The organism is Streptomyces sp. NBC_01788 (genome assembly GCF_035917575.1).
Classification (GTDB): Bacteria; Actinomycetota; Actinomycetes; order Streptomycetales; family Streptomycetaceae; genus Streptomyces.
Genome location: NZ_CP109090.1, coordinates 4,110,053 through 4,123,900, shown reverse-complemented (window position 1 = coordinate 4,123,900; position 13,848 = coordinate 4,110,053). Strand labels below are relative to the sequence as shown.

Here is a 13,848-nt window from a genome sequence, read left to right as displayed (position 1 = left end):
GGGGTGAGCCGCTCCCCGGGTGAGCCCTACGACGCGGCCGCGTACCGTTCCCGCAGTTCGTGCGCGGTCCCGAAGGCCGCCGCCGTCAGCGGCACCGCAAGCAGCATCCCCACGATCCCGGCGACCGACGCGCCCCCGGTGATCGCCAGCAGCACCGCGGCCGGATGCATCTGCATGGTCCGGCTCTGGATCACCGGCTGGAGCACGTGCCCCTCCAGCACCTGGACCGCCAGCACCACCCCGAACGCCCACAGTCCGACGACGAGGCCGCGGTCGGCGAGGGCGACCAGCACGGACACCGTGCCGGAGAGGAAGGCGCCCAGATAGGGGAGGTAGCCGCCGACGAAGACCAGCGCGCCGAGCCCGAGCGCGCCGGGCACCCTCAGCAGGAGCAGGCCGACGGTGATGCACGTGGCGTCGATCAGCGCGATGAGCGTCGTGCCACGCATGAAGCCCTCCACGGCCGCGAAGGCCCGCCGGGCCGTGGCCTCCGCGGTGTCGCCGCCGCCGCGCGGGGCGAGCGTGCGCAGAACGGCGGCGGCCTTGTGCGAGTCGCGCAGGAAGAAGAACACGAGCAGCAGGGCCAGTACGGCCATGGCGATCGACTCGCCGACCAGGCTGACCCCGCTGATGACGTTGGAGGCGGCCGTCCCGGCGAACTTCTCCAGCAGCCGTCTGCCGTTGGAGGCGAGGTCGTCCAGCGAGGTCCCGGCCGCCCCGAAGTGGGTGGCGAGCCACTGCGCGGCCTTCCTGAGCGAGGCGACGATCTGGTCCCCGCTGTCGATCAGGGCGGCGACCACGATGTACACCACCCCGCCGACGAACACGACGACCGCCGCGCAGGTGATCCCGGCGGCGAGCGACCGGTTCATCCCCGTGCCCGCGAGCCGCCGGAAGAGCGGCCGCAGCAGCGCCGTGCCGAGCAGCGCCAGCAGCACCGGGATCACCGCGGTCCGGAAGAGCACGCACAGCTCGGCCCCGATCCACACCACCCCGGACACCAGCAGAACAGCGGCGCACCAGGCGGCGAGACGCCGGACGGGCTCGGGCAGCAGCGGAGCGGGGGCCTGCACGCCTCCAGACGACCACACCCCGGACGTGCTGTCCTGCACGGACGGCCCACCCGGGTGACACGGCGTCGGCTACGGGCGCTGCGGGTGCCGCCCGGCGACTGGACGGCTCGGCGACTCGACAGCCGGGAAAGGCCTACAGCCCTGCACAACATGGCTCACGCCACATCTGGCCCGCACCGGCACGAATTGGTGGGGCAGCCAGGGCACGCGGGCCATCATCCGTGAGACCGGTCCGGGCCGGCATACAACGTGTCCCGGCACCCGTAGCGCATCCCGCCGGTATCGACAGCCGCTTCGCCGAAGACGGAGTCGTCCCCACAGCCACCCTGGCGTGTGCGGAGTACGGTGGAATGTGCCGAGGGCATTTCGCACACCGGTCTCCACGCCGGGTCGTTCTCGGCGAAGGATGAAACTCGGGTCGTCGCAAAGGCGGCCCGGAGACGGGTCCGCATCATGTCGGCGACCTTGCACCAACCCCTGCCACACCATGAGCCCGTCGCAGCCCCTGCCGCGCGTCTCGCGCTGAAGACCGACGGCACCTCCCGCGGCCTCCTGGACGGTGCCTGGTGGCCCCGCTCCCGGGATCTGCTGAGCGAGCTGCCCGCGCTGACCGATGTGCTGGACCCCTTGTGGGGCCGCATCACCCGCATCGCCGTCAACCCGAAGTACTGGCCGGTCATCCCGCACAAGGTTCCCGTGCGCGGCCACATCGTCAAGGTCGGCTGGTTCACCCCCGAAATCGACCCGCACAAGCTGCTGCTGCTCTCCTACGGCACCGGCCGCTGGGACCTGCTGGTCATCCCACCCGAGACCGGGGCGGCGTCGGCGGCCCGCCTGATGGCGGTCGCGTCCGACTACGCCGGGCCGCCGCTGACCGCGAGCGCGCTCATCACCGCGGACAAGGCCCGGCACGCCGTCTCCGCGGCCGACCGGCCACTCGATCCCGACGAGGCATGGGAGTACGAGGGCGGCGCCTCCTCGACCTCTGCGGCCGTACCGGCACAGGCCTGCGGCGTCAGCCGCCTGATCATCGGCATGTGAGACGGCCGCCATGAACACCTTCCTGACGACCGCCGCCTTCCTGGTCCTCATCGCGGCGGCGGCATTCGTGATCCACCGGCTCAACATCGAGCACGCTTTGTTGTGATCGGCCTCCTGGCCGTCGCCCTTTCCGTGAAGGTCGTCCGCAGCAGAGAAGTGTGAGGTCCCCGCCCCGGAGAGCCGATTCTCAAGAAGGTCCGCCGACTGATCGAGTCGGTGAACGGCACCCCGAAGAGTCAGTTTCACCTGGAATCACACCGCGGCCGCACCTGCAAAGGTGTCGCCGTGCGCGTCGCGCGGCGCGGTCCTCGCAGGTGCGGCCGCAGCGATCTGGCAGTGCGGACCGGCCAGGCGGTCAGTTGCTCACTGACCGCCCACGACCACTAAACGTGTTCGGAAGGACTCGTCCAACTAACTCTCGTGGCCCTTGCCCTCGCCATCCTTGCTCTTGTGTCCGTGGCCCTTGTGACCGTGACCCTCGTAGCCGTGGCCCTTGTGACCGTGGCCCTTGTGACCGTGACCCTCGTAGCCGTGGCCCTTGTGACCGTGGCCCTTGTGACCGTGACCCTCGTAGCCGTGGCCCTTGTGACCGTGACCCTTGTGACCGTGGCCCTTGTGACCGTGGCCCTTGTGACCGTGGCCCTTGTGACCGTGGCCGGACGGTCCAGGAGGCCCGGACGGCCCGGCAGGCCCCGTCGGCCCGGCAGGCCCCGTCGGTCCGGCAGGCCCGGACGGCCCAGCAGGCCCCGTCGGTCCGGCAGGCCCGGACGGCCCAGCAGGCCCCGTCGGTCCGGCAGGCCCGGACGGCCCAGCAGGCCCCGTCGGTCCGGCAGGCCCGGACGGCCCAGCAGGCCCAGTGGGCCCCGTCGGTCCGGGAGGCCCGGGCGGCCCTGTCATGCAGACCGCCCTCGTGATCACGTTACTGTCCAGCGTGACCGCACCATTGCGTGCCAGCACCCGGCCCTCGACCGCGGCGTTGGTATTCACCGTGATGGATGTCAGGGCCAGGATGTTGCCCTTGAAGAAGGAATTGGTGTCCAGGGTGGCGGAACTGCCCACCTGCCAGAACACGTTGCAGGCCTGTGCTCCGTTGACGAGCAGGACGTTGCTCCCCGGAGCCGTGATCAGAGTGGAGCCGATCTGGAAGATGAAGACGGCGTTGGGATCACCCTGGGCGTCAAGGGTGACCGTCCCGGTGAGATTCAGCGACGACGAAGCTTTGTAGACGCCCGGGGTCAGCGTGAGTCCGCCGATGTCGCCCGGGGAGGTCAGGTTGGTGGTCGGGGCTCTGCCGGCCGCGTCGTTGTAAGCAGTGGTCAGGTCGGACTGGGCCTGAGCGGCGGCAGCATCGGCGACGTGCTGCACTCCGTTCACGATTCCGGGCGGGAAGCCCGTCACCGAAGACCCAGGGCTGACTCCCAGGTCGCCGTTGACGACTGTGGGACCCGTGTTCGTGACCCCTGAACCGGCCAGGACCGCGTAACTCGTGGCGGTTCCCAGTCCCACCGGGGCCTCGGCTGCGCTCGCGAGGTTCGAGATCAAAGTAATCGACATCAGCAGCGCGACCGCGGGCAGCATGACGACAGTCGCTCTGAATCTCAATTTTCGTCGTTTTCCCGGAGGGTCGGACGGGAGGGTATCCATTGCCATGGACGAGTCCTTTCTCGTCAGCATTGACGCAGTCGCCGGACGTCCTAGCGTCCAATGCAGTTCGGTCAGGTGACAGGCCGCTGAACTCACGACGGCATCTCACGGATTCGTGATGAACCGTCACTCGCCAACGTAAGTTACTCGTATCCACACACAAAGACGCGTATAGGTGCGGAAAGAAATGCGATGGCGTGGCGTCGCTCTGCCAGGAGGACCAACGGATCACCCGCCATCGGCTGCACCATGCCGAGCACAACTCACCAGCAGGCACCACTCATCGAGGGGCACAAGTCCGTGAGCCTCTTTCCACTTGGTTGGCCGGCCGACCAGTTGGCGTGGCGGGATTGGTAACAGCCGGCACCTCTTGACGAGCTGCTGAGACACGTAAGGGATTTCCGGGTGCGCGCAGGAGCGCTATACGCGGAAGGGCACGGCGGTGATGACGATGGGGAGGGACCGCAGGGCTCGGCCCAGGTGTGGGGGCGGTGCGGCTGTGGAGGAGTTGGTGGCTCCGGTGCCGGGTGATGCCCCCCGTTCGTCTCCGGCTGTGCCGCGCGCCGCCGCGGGACGGGGCCGCGTCCGGCACGGCGGGGCCCGTACCCGGCCCCACGGCGGTGTGCGCGGGCAGTTCGACGGTGTGCGGGCGCAGGCGCAAGGGGTGGCAGCTCACGGGTGAGGGAACGGGAGCGAGGCCGCCACATGCCGTCCAGCCCGCCCGTCGCGGGCGTCAGGCACAGGCGAGCCGGCAGCGACGACGCGCGCCTACCCGATGTCGTACCCGGTCGATGGTCACGGCCATGGCGCGGACCTGTCCCCGGGCTCGTGAGTTCGGCCCGGCATCGTCGATCACCCGAAACGACACCGCCGCAGCTGATCGCCCCGCTGATCGCGGAAGAAGTGGCCAGGGTCGGTGGCCGCGACGTCTCGATCCTCCTGCAGGACTACGGCCAACTGGTGCTGGTGCCGCTGCCGGGTCGGCGGCTGATGGTCGGCGATCCTGAGCCGATCGGTGACTCTCCCGCCGGCACGGCCTTCCTCCAGGCGACCACTGTCGAGGTGCCGCAGTCCGACGGCGTCCGGATGTACCTGCCGTTGCTGGACGGCAGCGACCTGGTGGGAGTGATGGGCCTCACTCTCAACACCGTCGATGACGACGACCGGCGGCTCCTGCGCAGGCTCGCCGGTCTGGTCGCCGACATGCTGGTCACCAAGCACAGCTACACGGACAAGTACTTCCTCGCCCGGCGCCGCGAACCGATGAGCGTGGCCGCGGAGATCCAGTGGTCCCTGCTGCCGCCGCTGGCAATGTCCGTCCCCCAGGCAGAGGTGGCCGGCATCCTTGAGCCCGCCTACAGCGTCGCAGGCGACAGCTTCGACTACGCCCTCAACGAGGACATCCTGCACCTGGCCATCGTCGATGCGATGGGCCACGGCCTGGACGCCGCCACGATGGCGACCGTCGCCGTCGGGGCCTACCGGCACGCCCGACGTGCCGACATCGGCCTGTCCGGGATCTATGCGTTCATGGACCGGGCCATCGCGGAGCAGTTCGGGCCCGAGCACTTCGTCACCGCGCAGATGATGCGTCTGAACATCGCAACAGGCCACCTGCAGTGGGTCAACGCGGGCCACCCCGCACCGCTGCTGATCCGCAACCGCCAGGTCGTGCGGCAACTGACAGGCCCGACCACCTTGCCGGTCGGGTTCGGCGGTGAAGAGCCGCAGATCAGCGAGCAGATGCTCCGACAGGGCGACCGGGTGCTGTGCTTCACCGACGGCCTGATCGAGGAGCACGAAGCCGGTGAGGAGCAGTTCGGCGAGGAGCAACTCATCGACTGGGTCAACCGCATCGAACACGCAGAGAAGGGAGTACGCGCGGTGGTGCGCGCACTTTCCCACGCTCTGAAGCAGCAACGGGGCGGACGCACCAGCGACGACGCGACTCTCTTCCTGATCGAATGGCGCGGGGGCGCCGCCGACCACCTCGCCCTCCTGGAGTGAGCCGACAGCCGCACCACCATGGACATGGCCGACGGCATGCTGACCGTTCCACTCCCGCCGTGTTTGCGAACGTCCTACCGGCGGAGCCGGCTCCGCCTTGGGGCGGGTTCACTTCTCTGTGCGGTGCCATGGCGAGAACCGCCACCGCCGGGTACGGCCGGAGGCCAGCGTCTCCATGCGATCAGCATGGCTCGCGGTGAACAGTTGAATCACGATCACACCAAAGACGATCATCGCGAGGAGCACACTCACCGTCACGAAAGGTGTCAATATCTCTCACACTCCTACTGCCGGGGTGGGCACGTGACCGATGACCGATCCGTCAGGAGTACGTGAGGCCGGGTGGCGGGCGTCATGCCCGCCTTCGGAATCCCAGACCGCCTCCCGGAACGAGTCCGAGTCGGCCGCTGCCTCTGCCGCGGCCCGGAAACCTTCGGCCTCATGGATCAGGCCGGTCGCCGTGAGGCTCCGCGACGGGTCAGTGGCCGTGGCCATGAGCCGAGCTGCGGTGGCCGGGTCTGTCTCCGGTGGGATCACCAGCAGGTCCCAGCGGCCGAACGCGCCGACCGTCGGCGAACGACGTGACCACCGCGACGGGGGCCGCGGCCGCTTCCCACCGCGCCGCCGCCGCGACCGCACCACTCACCACGGGTGACGAGGCAATGTCCCCGGCCTTGCGCACCAACCGTCGGCGCGGCCCGTAACGACGGATTTCGGCCCTGCCTCACGAACCGACGCAGCCACATGCAGGGATCATGCAAGCCCTGATCGCTCTCATCGTCGTGATCGGCCTCCTGGCCGTCCTGACCCTCGCCCTGTCCGTGAAGGTCGTCAAGCAGTACGAGAAGGGAGTGCTGTTCCGCTTCGGCCGACTCGTCGGAACACGCTCTCCGGGGCTGCGGTTCATCATCCCGTTCGTCGACGCCCTGCACCGGGTGTCGCTGCGAGTGGTCACCATGCCGATCCAGTCACAAGGCATCATCACCTGGGACAACGTGAGCGTCGACGTGTCGGCGGTCGCCTACTTCCGCGTCGTCGACGCCGCGAAGTCGGTCGTCGCCGTAGAGAACGTCAACGCGGCGATCAACCAGATCGCCCAGACCACCCTGCGGAAGGTCGTCGGCCGGCACACGCTCGACGAGACGCTGTCGGAGACGGACCGTATCAACCTGGACATCCGCCAGATCCTCGACGTCACCACCGTCGAGTGGGGTGTGCAGGTCACGCTGGTCGAGCTCAAGGACATCCAGCTGCCCGACACCATGAAGCGCGCCATGGCCCGCCAGGCCGAGGCCGAGCGGGAGAAGCGAGCGAAGATCATCAACGCGGAGGGCGAATCGCTGGCCGCAGCCGCGCTCGGCGACGCCTCGGACACGATGATGGCCCACCCGCTGGCCCTTCAACTGCGCAATCTGCAGAGCCTGGTGGAGATCGGTGTCGACCAGAACACCACCGTCGTCTTCCCCGCCCCCTTATGAGCACCATCGGCGAGCTCGGCTCCTTCCTCGGCCGGGAAGCCGCGGCCGCTGCACCCGCCGCCGCGGCCCCCGCCGCGGCAGCGCCACCGGCTGGCAACGCGCCCGGCACCACGGCGTGACCGACTACGGCCCGCACCAGGGCGGACTCATGGACGACGCCTGTCGCGCGCGTCCTGCGTGCAACGGCTCATGATGGGAGTACGGCCGAACACGCGGAGCTGATCATGACGGGTTGGCGGGTCAGGGACTACACCCCGGACGATCTCGAAGCGGTGATCCGCGTCGATGCGGAGAGCGGCACGACCGAGGAGCCGCCGCTCTTCCCGCTCTCGGACGCCGTGACGGCCCTGCAGGCCCGCCACCCGGCCGTGGTGGTCACGGCCGACGACATATTGATCGGCGCCGCGGTGAGCAGGGTGGAGGGTGACCGGGCATGGATTCTGCGCATCTGCATGGCGCCCGGCTGGCGGCAGCGAGGGCTGGGCAGTGCCCTGATCACCGCCCTTGAGCAACGGCTCTTCGCCGACGGCGTCCGCGCGGTGCACGCGGTCCTGCCCGAGGGCGAGACCGGTGCCACCGCTCTGCGCAACTGCGACTTCGGCGCCCGCTCCGGACTGGTGTTCTTCGAGAAACGGGGGCCGGTGACCCCGCAGTCCGTCGGCATGCTGTCCTCGCTCGGCGCCGAGTTGTCACCCAGGGGCTTGTGGCAGAAGGTCGCCGGCATGCAGAACGAGAAGCGGCTCATCGAGCGGCGCCTGGTCCTGCCGCTGGCCCATCCCGAACTGGCCGCCCAGCACGGAGTGGAACTGCCACGGGCGGTGATGCTGTTCGGCCCGCCCGGGACAGGCAAGAGCACGTTCGCGCACGCGATCGCCAGCCGGCTGGGATGGCCCTTCCTCGAACTGTTCCCCGCCCGTCTGGCCGCCGAGTACGGCCTGGCGACCGGGCTGAACCGGCGCTTCGACGAGATCGCCCGCCTCGACCACGTCCTGGTCTTCATCGACGAGGTCGAGGAGGTCGCCGGGACTCGCAGCGGCGCGGACGCGACCGCTGTCGGCGTCGTCAACGAACTGCTCAAGGCGATCGTCCGGTTCCGAAGCCAGGACGGGCGGCTGCTCGTCTGCGCCACGAACAACGTGACCACGCTCGACTCCGCGTTCCTGCGGCACGGCCGCTTCGACTACGTGCTGCCGATCGGCCCTCCCGACCACACCGCCAGGACCGCGCTGTGGGAGAGCTACCTGGCCCGAGCGGGCGCGCGGGCCGACAGCGTGGTCCTCGCGTCCGCCAGCGAGGGGTTCACCCCCGCCGACATCGCCCATGCGGCGCGAACCGTCTCCCAGGCCCAGTTCGAGCGCACCGTCGACACCGGAACCCGGACCGCCCCCACCACCGACGACTACCTGGACACGATCCGCGACACCAAGCCCACGGTCAGCGCCGCCATGGCCCAGGAATTCGCCCAGCAGACGGAGAAGTTCGCCCGCATCTAGCGTCCAGGCCGACGGGGAGCCGATCCGCGACGGACGTGTCAGGCCGGCGTAGGCGGCGTGTCGCCGCCCGTATCGATGAGGATCTGTTGGCCGGTGACGTTGTCGGCCCGTACGGCCCTGGCCATCGCGGCGCGTGCCGCGTCGGGCGACGTGTCCGGAGGGACCAGCAACAGGGAGAAGAGGTCCCGCTCGCCCCGGGTGATGAGGACGGTGTCGTCACCGACCGGGAAGGAGTCGATGTGCACGACTCGGCCGTCGACCACCACCCGGGTCGGCAGTCCGTCCCAGGCACTGGCGTCCAGACCGACCCGGGTGATGGGCCCGAGATGCTCGGTCAACGCGGTGATCAGCGAGGGGAGCTCGGCACCGATGTCCCGGGACCGCGGCCACCACGCGCCGTCCAGGATTCCCTCGCGTGCGTGTGTCGTCTCCAGCCGAAGCAGGGCCGTGCCGGGTCTCACCGACCGGTGGACGGCGTCCGGCAGGAGCCGGGGGAGGTGGTCGGGGGTGTCTGAGTCGGCCATGATGTCCGCCCGTCCGCAAAGAGCAGCGCGACCGCAGAGCGTGCGACCGCGATACGACCCCGCTCCCTCACCGTACTCCGCACGACGCTCGCGCGAGCGCCTCGCCGCACGGCGCGGTCACGGAAATAGGCAACGGCTCCGGCGTATACCCGCCGGAGCCGCCCTTCCGGGTCATTGCACGTGAGCATGCGCCGACCCGCTTCCCACGTTACGCCAAAGGGATTACTCCGGCATGAACAACCCCTGCGAAGGCTCACTTCGGTCCGAGAAGCCGACTCAGCCACGCCCTTCCTCTTCCGTCTCCATCCGCCGAATCCCCTGGTGCGTCAGCGTGACCATCGCGGGCGTGTTGCCCCTCCCCCAGTCCACGACGACCCAGCCTTCGCCCGCCAGGTACATACAGGCAGCGGCCATGTCCTGCTCAGGGATACCGAGGTCGGTGCGGAGCTTCGCCCCATCGACGCCCAGGAGCCGATTGCCCTCGGCGGCTTGGTACAGAGCCTGCATGATCCTCTCGCGATACGTCTTCCGGTCTCGCAATATCGCCATGACGCGCCTTCCTCTACCACCCCCGGTCGGGCCGAAGTCGATGTCATCCGCGGCCGCCGTCGCGGTGGGGCGCGTCGGAACGCTCACGTCCACCGCCGGCCGGCGGCGCCTCCGGGGCCGACGCCCGATCCCCGGCAGAACATCGCTGTAGTGGAAGGCAGCGATCCGTTCGTCGTGCTGATCGTTGAGCCGGTGTATCAGAACGACTCCGACGGCGATCAGAAGGAGCAGCACGGCCACGGCAATGACAGTCATGGTCCTCTCACCTCCGTCGACCGGCGGGCGAAGGGCCTATCGAGCCGATGGGCCGGGGCAGGCGCGACGGCCGGCCTGCTCCGCCGTCGGTCTCCCACGCTCCTTCTCTGCTTCGGGCATCGATCCTTTCTGCTGCTTCCTCCCGGGTCGGGGCATCGATGCCGTCGCCGGCCATCAGCCGTGCGGCGGCATCCGCACCGGTTTCCGGCGGAATCACCAGCATGTCCCAACGACCATCGGGGGAGAAAAGGGTCAGCCTGTGAGGATCCTGCTCCTCGGTGGACCAGCCCACATGCACGGTGCGCCCGGCGTCGGACACCCAATGCGGGAGGACGGGCCAGTAGGCCGGGTTCACGGTGACACCCGTGATACGACCCCAGAGACCGCCCAATGCGGCCGTCAAGGACGGCAGCTCACGGGTGAGGGCACGGGAGCGAGGCCACCACATGCCGTCCAGCCCGCCAGGCGCGGGCGTCAGGGACAGCCGGGCCGGCGGCGACGGCGCGCGCCTGCTCGATGTCGTACGGTCAATGGTCACGGGCATGGCGCGGACCTGTCCCCGGGCTCGTGGGTGCGGCCCGGCGCCGTCGATCACCGGAAACGGCACCCGCAGCGGAGCAGGTGCCCGAAGAACTCCCGGTGTCTTTACACTACTCCGCTCACCGGCCCGAAAGCCGGGGATGACCAGGTATTTTCCTGCCTTCGGGACCTGGTCGCCGGTGCCCGATGCCGGTCAGAGCCAGTCCTTGCGCTTGAACGTCAGATACAGCACGGCGGACAGGACCACGATGACGGCGGAGGAGGTGATGAATCCGGACTGGCGGCCGAACCCGGGGTAGGGGAGGTTCTGGCCGTAATAGCCGGTGATCACGGTGGGAACGGCGATGATCGCGGCCCAGCTCGTCACCTTCTTCATGATCAGATTCATGCGATTGGCCTGGACCGAGAGGTTCGTCTCCATGACCGAGGCAACCAGGTCCCGCAGTGATTCCGTCCATTCGGTGGCACGCAGCACGTGGTCGTAGACGTCCTGGTAGTACGGGACGAGAGGGTCGGTGATCAGGTGCAGGCCGGGGCGCATGAGCCCGTTGACCACCTCACGCATCGGGAGCATGACGCGGCGCAACTGGACGAGCGATTTACGCAGTGCGAAAACCCGGCGCTGCACGGCTTCGATCTCACGGCGCCCAGCCGCGAAGAGCAGACCCTCCAGCTCCTCGATGCTGTCGTCCAGTTACTGGACCGCGGCGAAGTGCCCGTCCACGAGATGGTCGAGCAGACCGTGCAGCAGGAATCCGACGCCGTGGCCGGCCAGGTCCGGGCTCTCGTCCCAGCGGGCGACGACGCCCTCGATGTCGAAACCGTCGTCCTTGCGCACGGTGATCATGGCCTGGCTGGTGAGCAATACGGCGATCTCGCTGTATGTCAGTTCCGCACCGCCGGGCTGACGGTCACGGCGTAGGCGCTGAGGAACTCGTGGGTGCGATAGCGGTCGAGTTTCGGCCGCTGCCCACGCTGTGCGGCATCCTCCAGAGCCAGTTCGTGACTCCACCCACGCGTAAACGCGCGGGCTTCCTGCGTCGGTGGCTAAGCCGCCGCGCAGAGGACCAGCCCGGCCCTGTTGAGGACGTTCGTCGCGCCGACGTGGTCCGCGTTCCCCGCGAACCCGCACGCCGTGCACTGGAACCTTTCCTGGGTGACGCGGTTCTCCTTCGCCACGTGCCCGCATTCGGGGCACGTGCGGGAGGTGTTGCGCGCGTCCACCGGGACCGTGAGGCGACCGGCACTCTCAGCCTTGTCCGCCAGGATTCCGAGGAACTGCGCCCAACCCGCGTCGAGGATGCTGCGGTTGAGGCCGGCCTTCGCGGCAGCACCGTTCGGCAGGAAGCTGCCGGGCTGCTCGGGGTCGGCCTTGGGTGCGGGGCTCTTGGTCATGCCCACTGTGTTCAGTCGCTCGTGCGCGATCACGCCGTGGTCGGTGATCAGCGTACGTGCGGTCTTGTGGTGGAAGTCGGCGCGCTGCCGCCGGATCCTGCCGTGCAGCTTGGCGACCTTCCGGGCCGCCGCGCGGTGGCGCTTGGTGCGCTGCCGGGTCCGCTTCGGGAACGTCGCGAGGTGCCGCTGCGCTTCGGCGAGTTCGTCGGCCATCGCCTGGAGGAAGCGCGGGTTGGCGACGTGTTCACCGTCCGAGGTGGTGAGGAAGCGGGCGATGCCCATGTCGATACCGACGATCGCCCCGGTGGGCGGCAGCTCCTCGGCGGACACGTTGTCGCAGGCGAGGACGACGTACCAGCGGTTCCCTTCGCGCTTCACGCTGATCGTCTTGACGCGGCCCTGTACGGGCCGGTGCTGGTGCACACGGACGTGCCCGACGCCCTGGAACCGTACGCGGGTCTGCGCATCGTGTGGGGTGGAGTCCCAGCGGCAGCCGTCGCCGTCCTTGGGGAAGGTGACGGTGTCGAAGTGCCCTGCGCCCCTGAAACGGGGGTAGCCCGGGGTCTGCCCGGCCTTGACCCGGCGGAAGAACGCCTGGAACGCCTTGTCGAGACGGCGCAGGGTGGCCTGCTGGGAGGAGAACGACCAGCGGCCCTGCCGCTCCGGGTCGAATGCGCGGATGTCTTTGAGCTGGGCGGACTGGTCGCCGTACTTGATGCTCGTCTTCGAGCTGTGCCGGTAGGCGTCCCGGCGCTCCTGCAACGCGCCGTTGTACAGGGAGCAGTGGTCCCGCAGCATCTCGCCGAGCGCTGCCGTCTGACGGGCCGTGGGGCGCAGGAGGAACTTGTACGCGCGGATCACGAGCCGTCCCCCTTCTTCCACGGGCGTTCCCACTGGGTGTTGATGTACTTCTCGACCGTGGCCGCCGACACGGCGCCGACCGAGGCGGCGAAGTACGACGACGACCACAGGGTGGGCATCCGTGACTTCAGGTGCGGAAACTCCTCGCGCAGCACGCGGGATGTGAAGCCCTTGAACTGGTTCGCCACGTACGAGGCCGACGACTTCGGGTCGTGCTTCACGAACAGGTGCACGTGGTCGGGCATCACCTCAAGGGCGATGACCTCCCACCCGCGTTCGTCGGCCTTCTGCCGGATCAACTCGTCCAACCGTTCCGCGACCCGCCCGCCGAGGACCGGACGGCGGTACTTCGGGCACCACACCACGTGGAGCCCGAGGTCGTACACGCCGCCGGAGAATCGGCGAACCTTCCTGGTCACAGTCACAGGATCACTATACACGCGCCGCATGTCTAGTGCGATAGAGAGACCGGCTCAGGTGAACAGTGCAGATCCGTGCACCCAGTTGAGGCCAGAGCAGGGCTCAGAAGCCATTCCCCACCCCGCTAAAGCGGGGCGTCCCCTGGCTAGGTACTGATGGATACCAAAATCTTCGCCCAGCATGGTGAATTCGGCGGCTCCGGGCCGGTACAGGTCCAGCCACACCACCGACGCCGGATCGGCGAGATGCCCGGAGACGTCACTGACGGAAAAGTCCTCCAGGACGAGAGTGCCGTCGTGATACAGCCGGGTGCGCGTCACCATGGCCGAAGGCTAGTCTCTCGCAGATCACCGGCGGTCGGCACACCCCGCCAACATGCCGGCACCGGCCCGCCGAGGTCCGGCGTCAGCCGCCTACACCCCGGGCCGGGACAGCGGTCCGCACACAGTCCGCAGGACACCCACTCAAGACCGTCGCACCCCATCGCCACCAATCACCAAAAGGCCGGGTCAGCGCCCCACAGGGAAGATCCCCGCAGGTCGCTGACCCGGCCCGTTACTAGGAGACC

The 13,848-nt window shown here is 68.8% G+C and carries 14 protein-coding genes and 2 pseudogenes; 5 read left to right on the top strand and 11 right to left on the bottom strand.

Going from position 1 to position 13,848, the window contains the following annotated elements; all coding sequences use genetic code 11:
• Window positions 1–26: 26 nt before the first annotated feature.
• Window positions 27–1,112 carry an AI-2E family transporter gene (locus tag OIE49_RS18740; protein ID WP_326803315.1) on the bottom strand — a complete coding sequence of 362 codons (1,086 nt, stop codon included), beginning with the start codon at window positions 1,110–1,112 and terminating at the stop codon, window positions 27–29.
• A gap of 306 nt (window positions 1,113–1,418) precedes the next feature.
• Here OIE49_RS18740 and OIE49_RS18735 point away from each other — a divergent pair, with 306 nt between their 5' ends.
• Window positions 1,419–2,114, top strand: coding sequence for a DUF5994 family protein (locus OIE49_RS18735; protein ID WP_326803314.1), 696 nt, complete (start codon window positions 1,419–1,421; stop codon window positions 2,112–2,114).
• 168 nt (window positions 2,115–2,282) lie between these two features.
• Window positions 2,283–2,501, top strand: a pseudogene (locus tag OIE49_RS37130) (IS982 family transposase); the annotation flags it as partial.
• 24 nt (window positions 2,502–2,525) lie between these two features.
• Here OIE49_RS37130 and OIE49_RS18730 read toward each other — a convergent pair.
• Window positions 2,526–3,764, bottom strand: coding sequence for an ice-binding family protein (locus OIE49_RS18730; protein ID WP_326803313.1), 1,239 nt, complete (start codon window positions 3,762–3,764; stop codon window positions 2,526–2,528).
• Window positions 3,765–4,625: 861 nt separating this feature from the next.
• On the opposite strand from OIE49_RS18730, the pseudogene OIE49_RS18725 reads away from it, so the two are divergent.
• Window positions 4,626–5,765: pseudogene (locus OIE49_RS18725) on the top strand (PP2C family protein-serine/threonine phosphatase); the annotation flags it as partial.
• A gap of 108 nt (window positions 5,766–5,873) precedes the next feature.
• Here OIE49_RS18725 and OIE49_RS18720 read toward each other — a convergent pair.
• Window positions 5,874–6,017: a hypothetical protein gene (locus tag OIE49_RS18720; RefSeq protein ID WP_326803311.1), complete on the bottom strand. Its 144-nt coding sequence runs from the start codon at window positions 6,015–6,017 to the stop codon at window positions 5,874–5,876.
• A gap of 503 nt (window positions 6,018–6,520) precedes the next feature.
• On the opposite strand from OIE49_RS18720, the gene OIE49_RS18715 reads away from it, so the two are divergent.
• Together OIE49_RS18715 and OIE49_RS18710 are read left to right on the top strand one after the other, a co-directional pair.
• Window positions 6,521–7,243, top strand: coding sequence for a slipin family protein (locus OIE49_RS18715; RefSeq protein ID WP_326803310.1), 723 nt, complete (start codon window positions 6,521–6,523; stop codon window positions 7,241–7,243).
• A 224-nt stretch (window positions 7,244–7,467) separates the two neighbouring features.
• Entirely contained in the window at window positions 7,468–8,736 is a 1,269-nt protein-coding gene (locus OIE49_RS18710) for an ATP-binding protein (protein WP_326803309.1), read from the top strand.
• A gap of 38 nt (window positions 8,737–8,774) precedes the next feature.
• On the opposite strand, the gene OIE49_RS18705 is transcribed toward OIE49_RS18710, so the two are convergent.
• From OIE49_RS18705 to OIE49_RS18670, 8 genes are all read right to left on the bottom strand, one after another.
• The gene (locus tag OIE49_RS18705) at window positions 8,775–9,260 is read right to left on the bottom strand and encodes a DUF5994 family protein (protein ID WP_326803308.1); all 486 of its coding nucleotides are present in this window, start codon (window positions 9,258–9,260) and stop codon (window positions 8,775–8,777) included.
• 276 nt (window positions 9,261–9,536) lie between these two features.
• Window positions 9,537–9,809 (bottom strand): hypothetical protein, encoded by a 273-nt coding sequence (locus tag OIE49_RS18700; protein ID WP_326806265.1) that lies wholly within the window; start codon window positions 9,807–9,809, stop codon window positions 9,537–9,539.
• Between the two features lie 262 nt (window positions 9,810–10,071).
• Window positions 10,072–10,608, bottom strand: a complete 537-nt coding sequence (locus OIE49_RS18695; protein WP_326803307.1) for a DUF5994 family protein — start codon at window positions 10,606–10,608, stop codon at window positions 10,072–10,074.
• 189 nt (window positions 10,609–10,797) lie between these two features.
• On the bottom strand, window positions 10,798–11,241 hold the full coding sequence (locus OIE49_RS18690; protein ID WP_326806264.1) for a magnesium transporter CorA family protein: 444 nt from the start codon (window positions 11,239–11,241) through the stop codon (window positions 10,798–10,800).
• 57 nt (window positions 11,242–11,298) lie between these two features.
• Window positions 11,299–11,451 carry a hypothetical protein gene (locus OIE49_RS18685; RefSeq protein WP_326803306.1) on the bottom strand — a complete coding sequence of 51 codons (153 nt, stop codon included), beginning with the start codon at window positions 11,449–11,451 and terminating at the stop codon, window positions 11,299–11,301.
• Between the two features lie 200 nt (window positions 11,452–11,651).
• On the bottom strand, window positions 11,652–12,860 hold the full coding sequence (locus OIE49_RS18680) for an RNA-guided endonuclease InsQ/TnpB family protein (protein ID WP_326803305.1): 1,209 nt from the start codon (window positions 12,858–12,860) through the stop codon (window positions 11,652–11,654).
• Window positions 12,857–13,279, bottom strand: a complete 423-nt coding sequence (tnpA, locus tag OIE49_RS18675) for an IS200/IS605 family transposase (protein ID WP_401791447.1) — start codon at window positions 13,277–13,279, stop codon at window positions 12,857–12,859. Before tnpA ends, OIE49_RS18680 begins: the two co-directional genes overlap by 4 nt.
• Window positions 13,280–13,333: 54 nt before the next feature.
• Window positions 13,334–13,603, bottom strand: a complete 270-nt coding sequence (locus OIE49_RS18670) for a hypothetical protein (protein WP_326803303.1) — start codon at window positions 13,601–13,603, stop codon at window positions 13,334–13,336.
• Window positions 13,604–13,848 lie beyond the last annotated feature (245 nt).

Excerpts from the sequence above, each read along its gene's own strand:
- OIE49_RS18730 (WP_326803313.1), bottom strand. The coding sequence starts at position 3,764 with ATGGCAATGGATACCCTCCCGTCCGACCCTCCGGGAAAACGACGAAAA.
- OIE49_RS18715 (WP_326803310.1), top strand. The coding sequence starts at position 6,521 with ATGCAAGCCCTGATCGCTCTCATCGTCGTGATCGGCCTCCTGGCCGTC.
- OIE49_RS18710 (WP_326803309.1), top strand. The coding sequence starts at position 7,468 with ATGACGGGTTGGCGGGTCAGGGACTACACCCCGGACGATCTCGAAGCG.
- OIE49_RS18705 (WP_326803308.1), bottom strand. The coding sequence starts at position 9,260 with ATGGCCGACTCAGACACCCCCGACCACCTCCCCCGGCTCCTGCCGGAC.
- OIE49_RS18700 (WP_326806265.1), bottom strand. The coding sequence starts at position 9,809 with ATGGCGATATTGCGAGACCGGAAGACGTATCGCGAGAGGATCATGCAG.
- OIE49_RS18695 (WP_326803307.1), bottom strand. The coding sequence starts at position 10,608 with ATGCCCGTGACCATTGACCGTACGACATCGAGCAGGCGCGCGCCGTCG.
- OIE49_RS18685 (WP_326803306.1), bottom strand. The coding sequence starts at position 11,451 with ATGATCACCGTGCGCAAGGACGACGGTTTCGACATCGAGGGCGTCGTC.
- OIE49_RS18670 (WP_326803303.1), bottom strand. The coding sequence starts at position 13,603 with ATGGTGACGCGCACCCGGCTGTATCACGACGGCACTCTCGTCCTGGAG.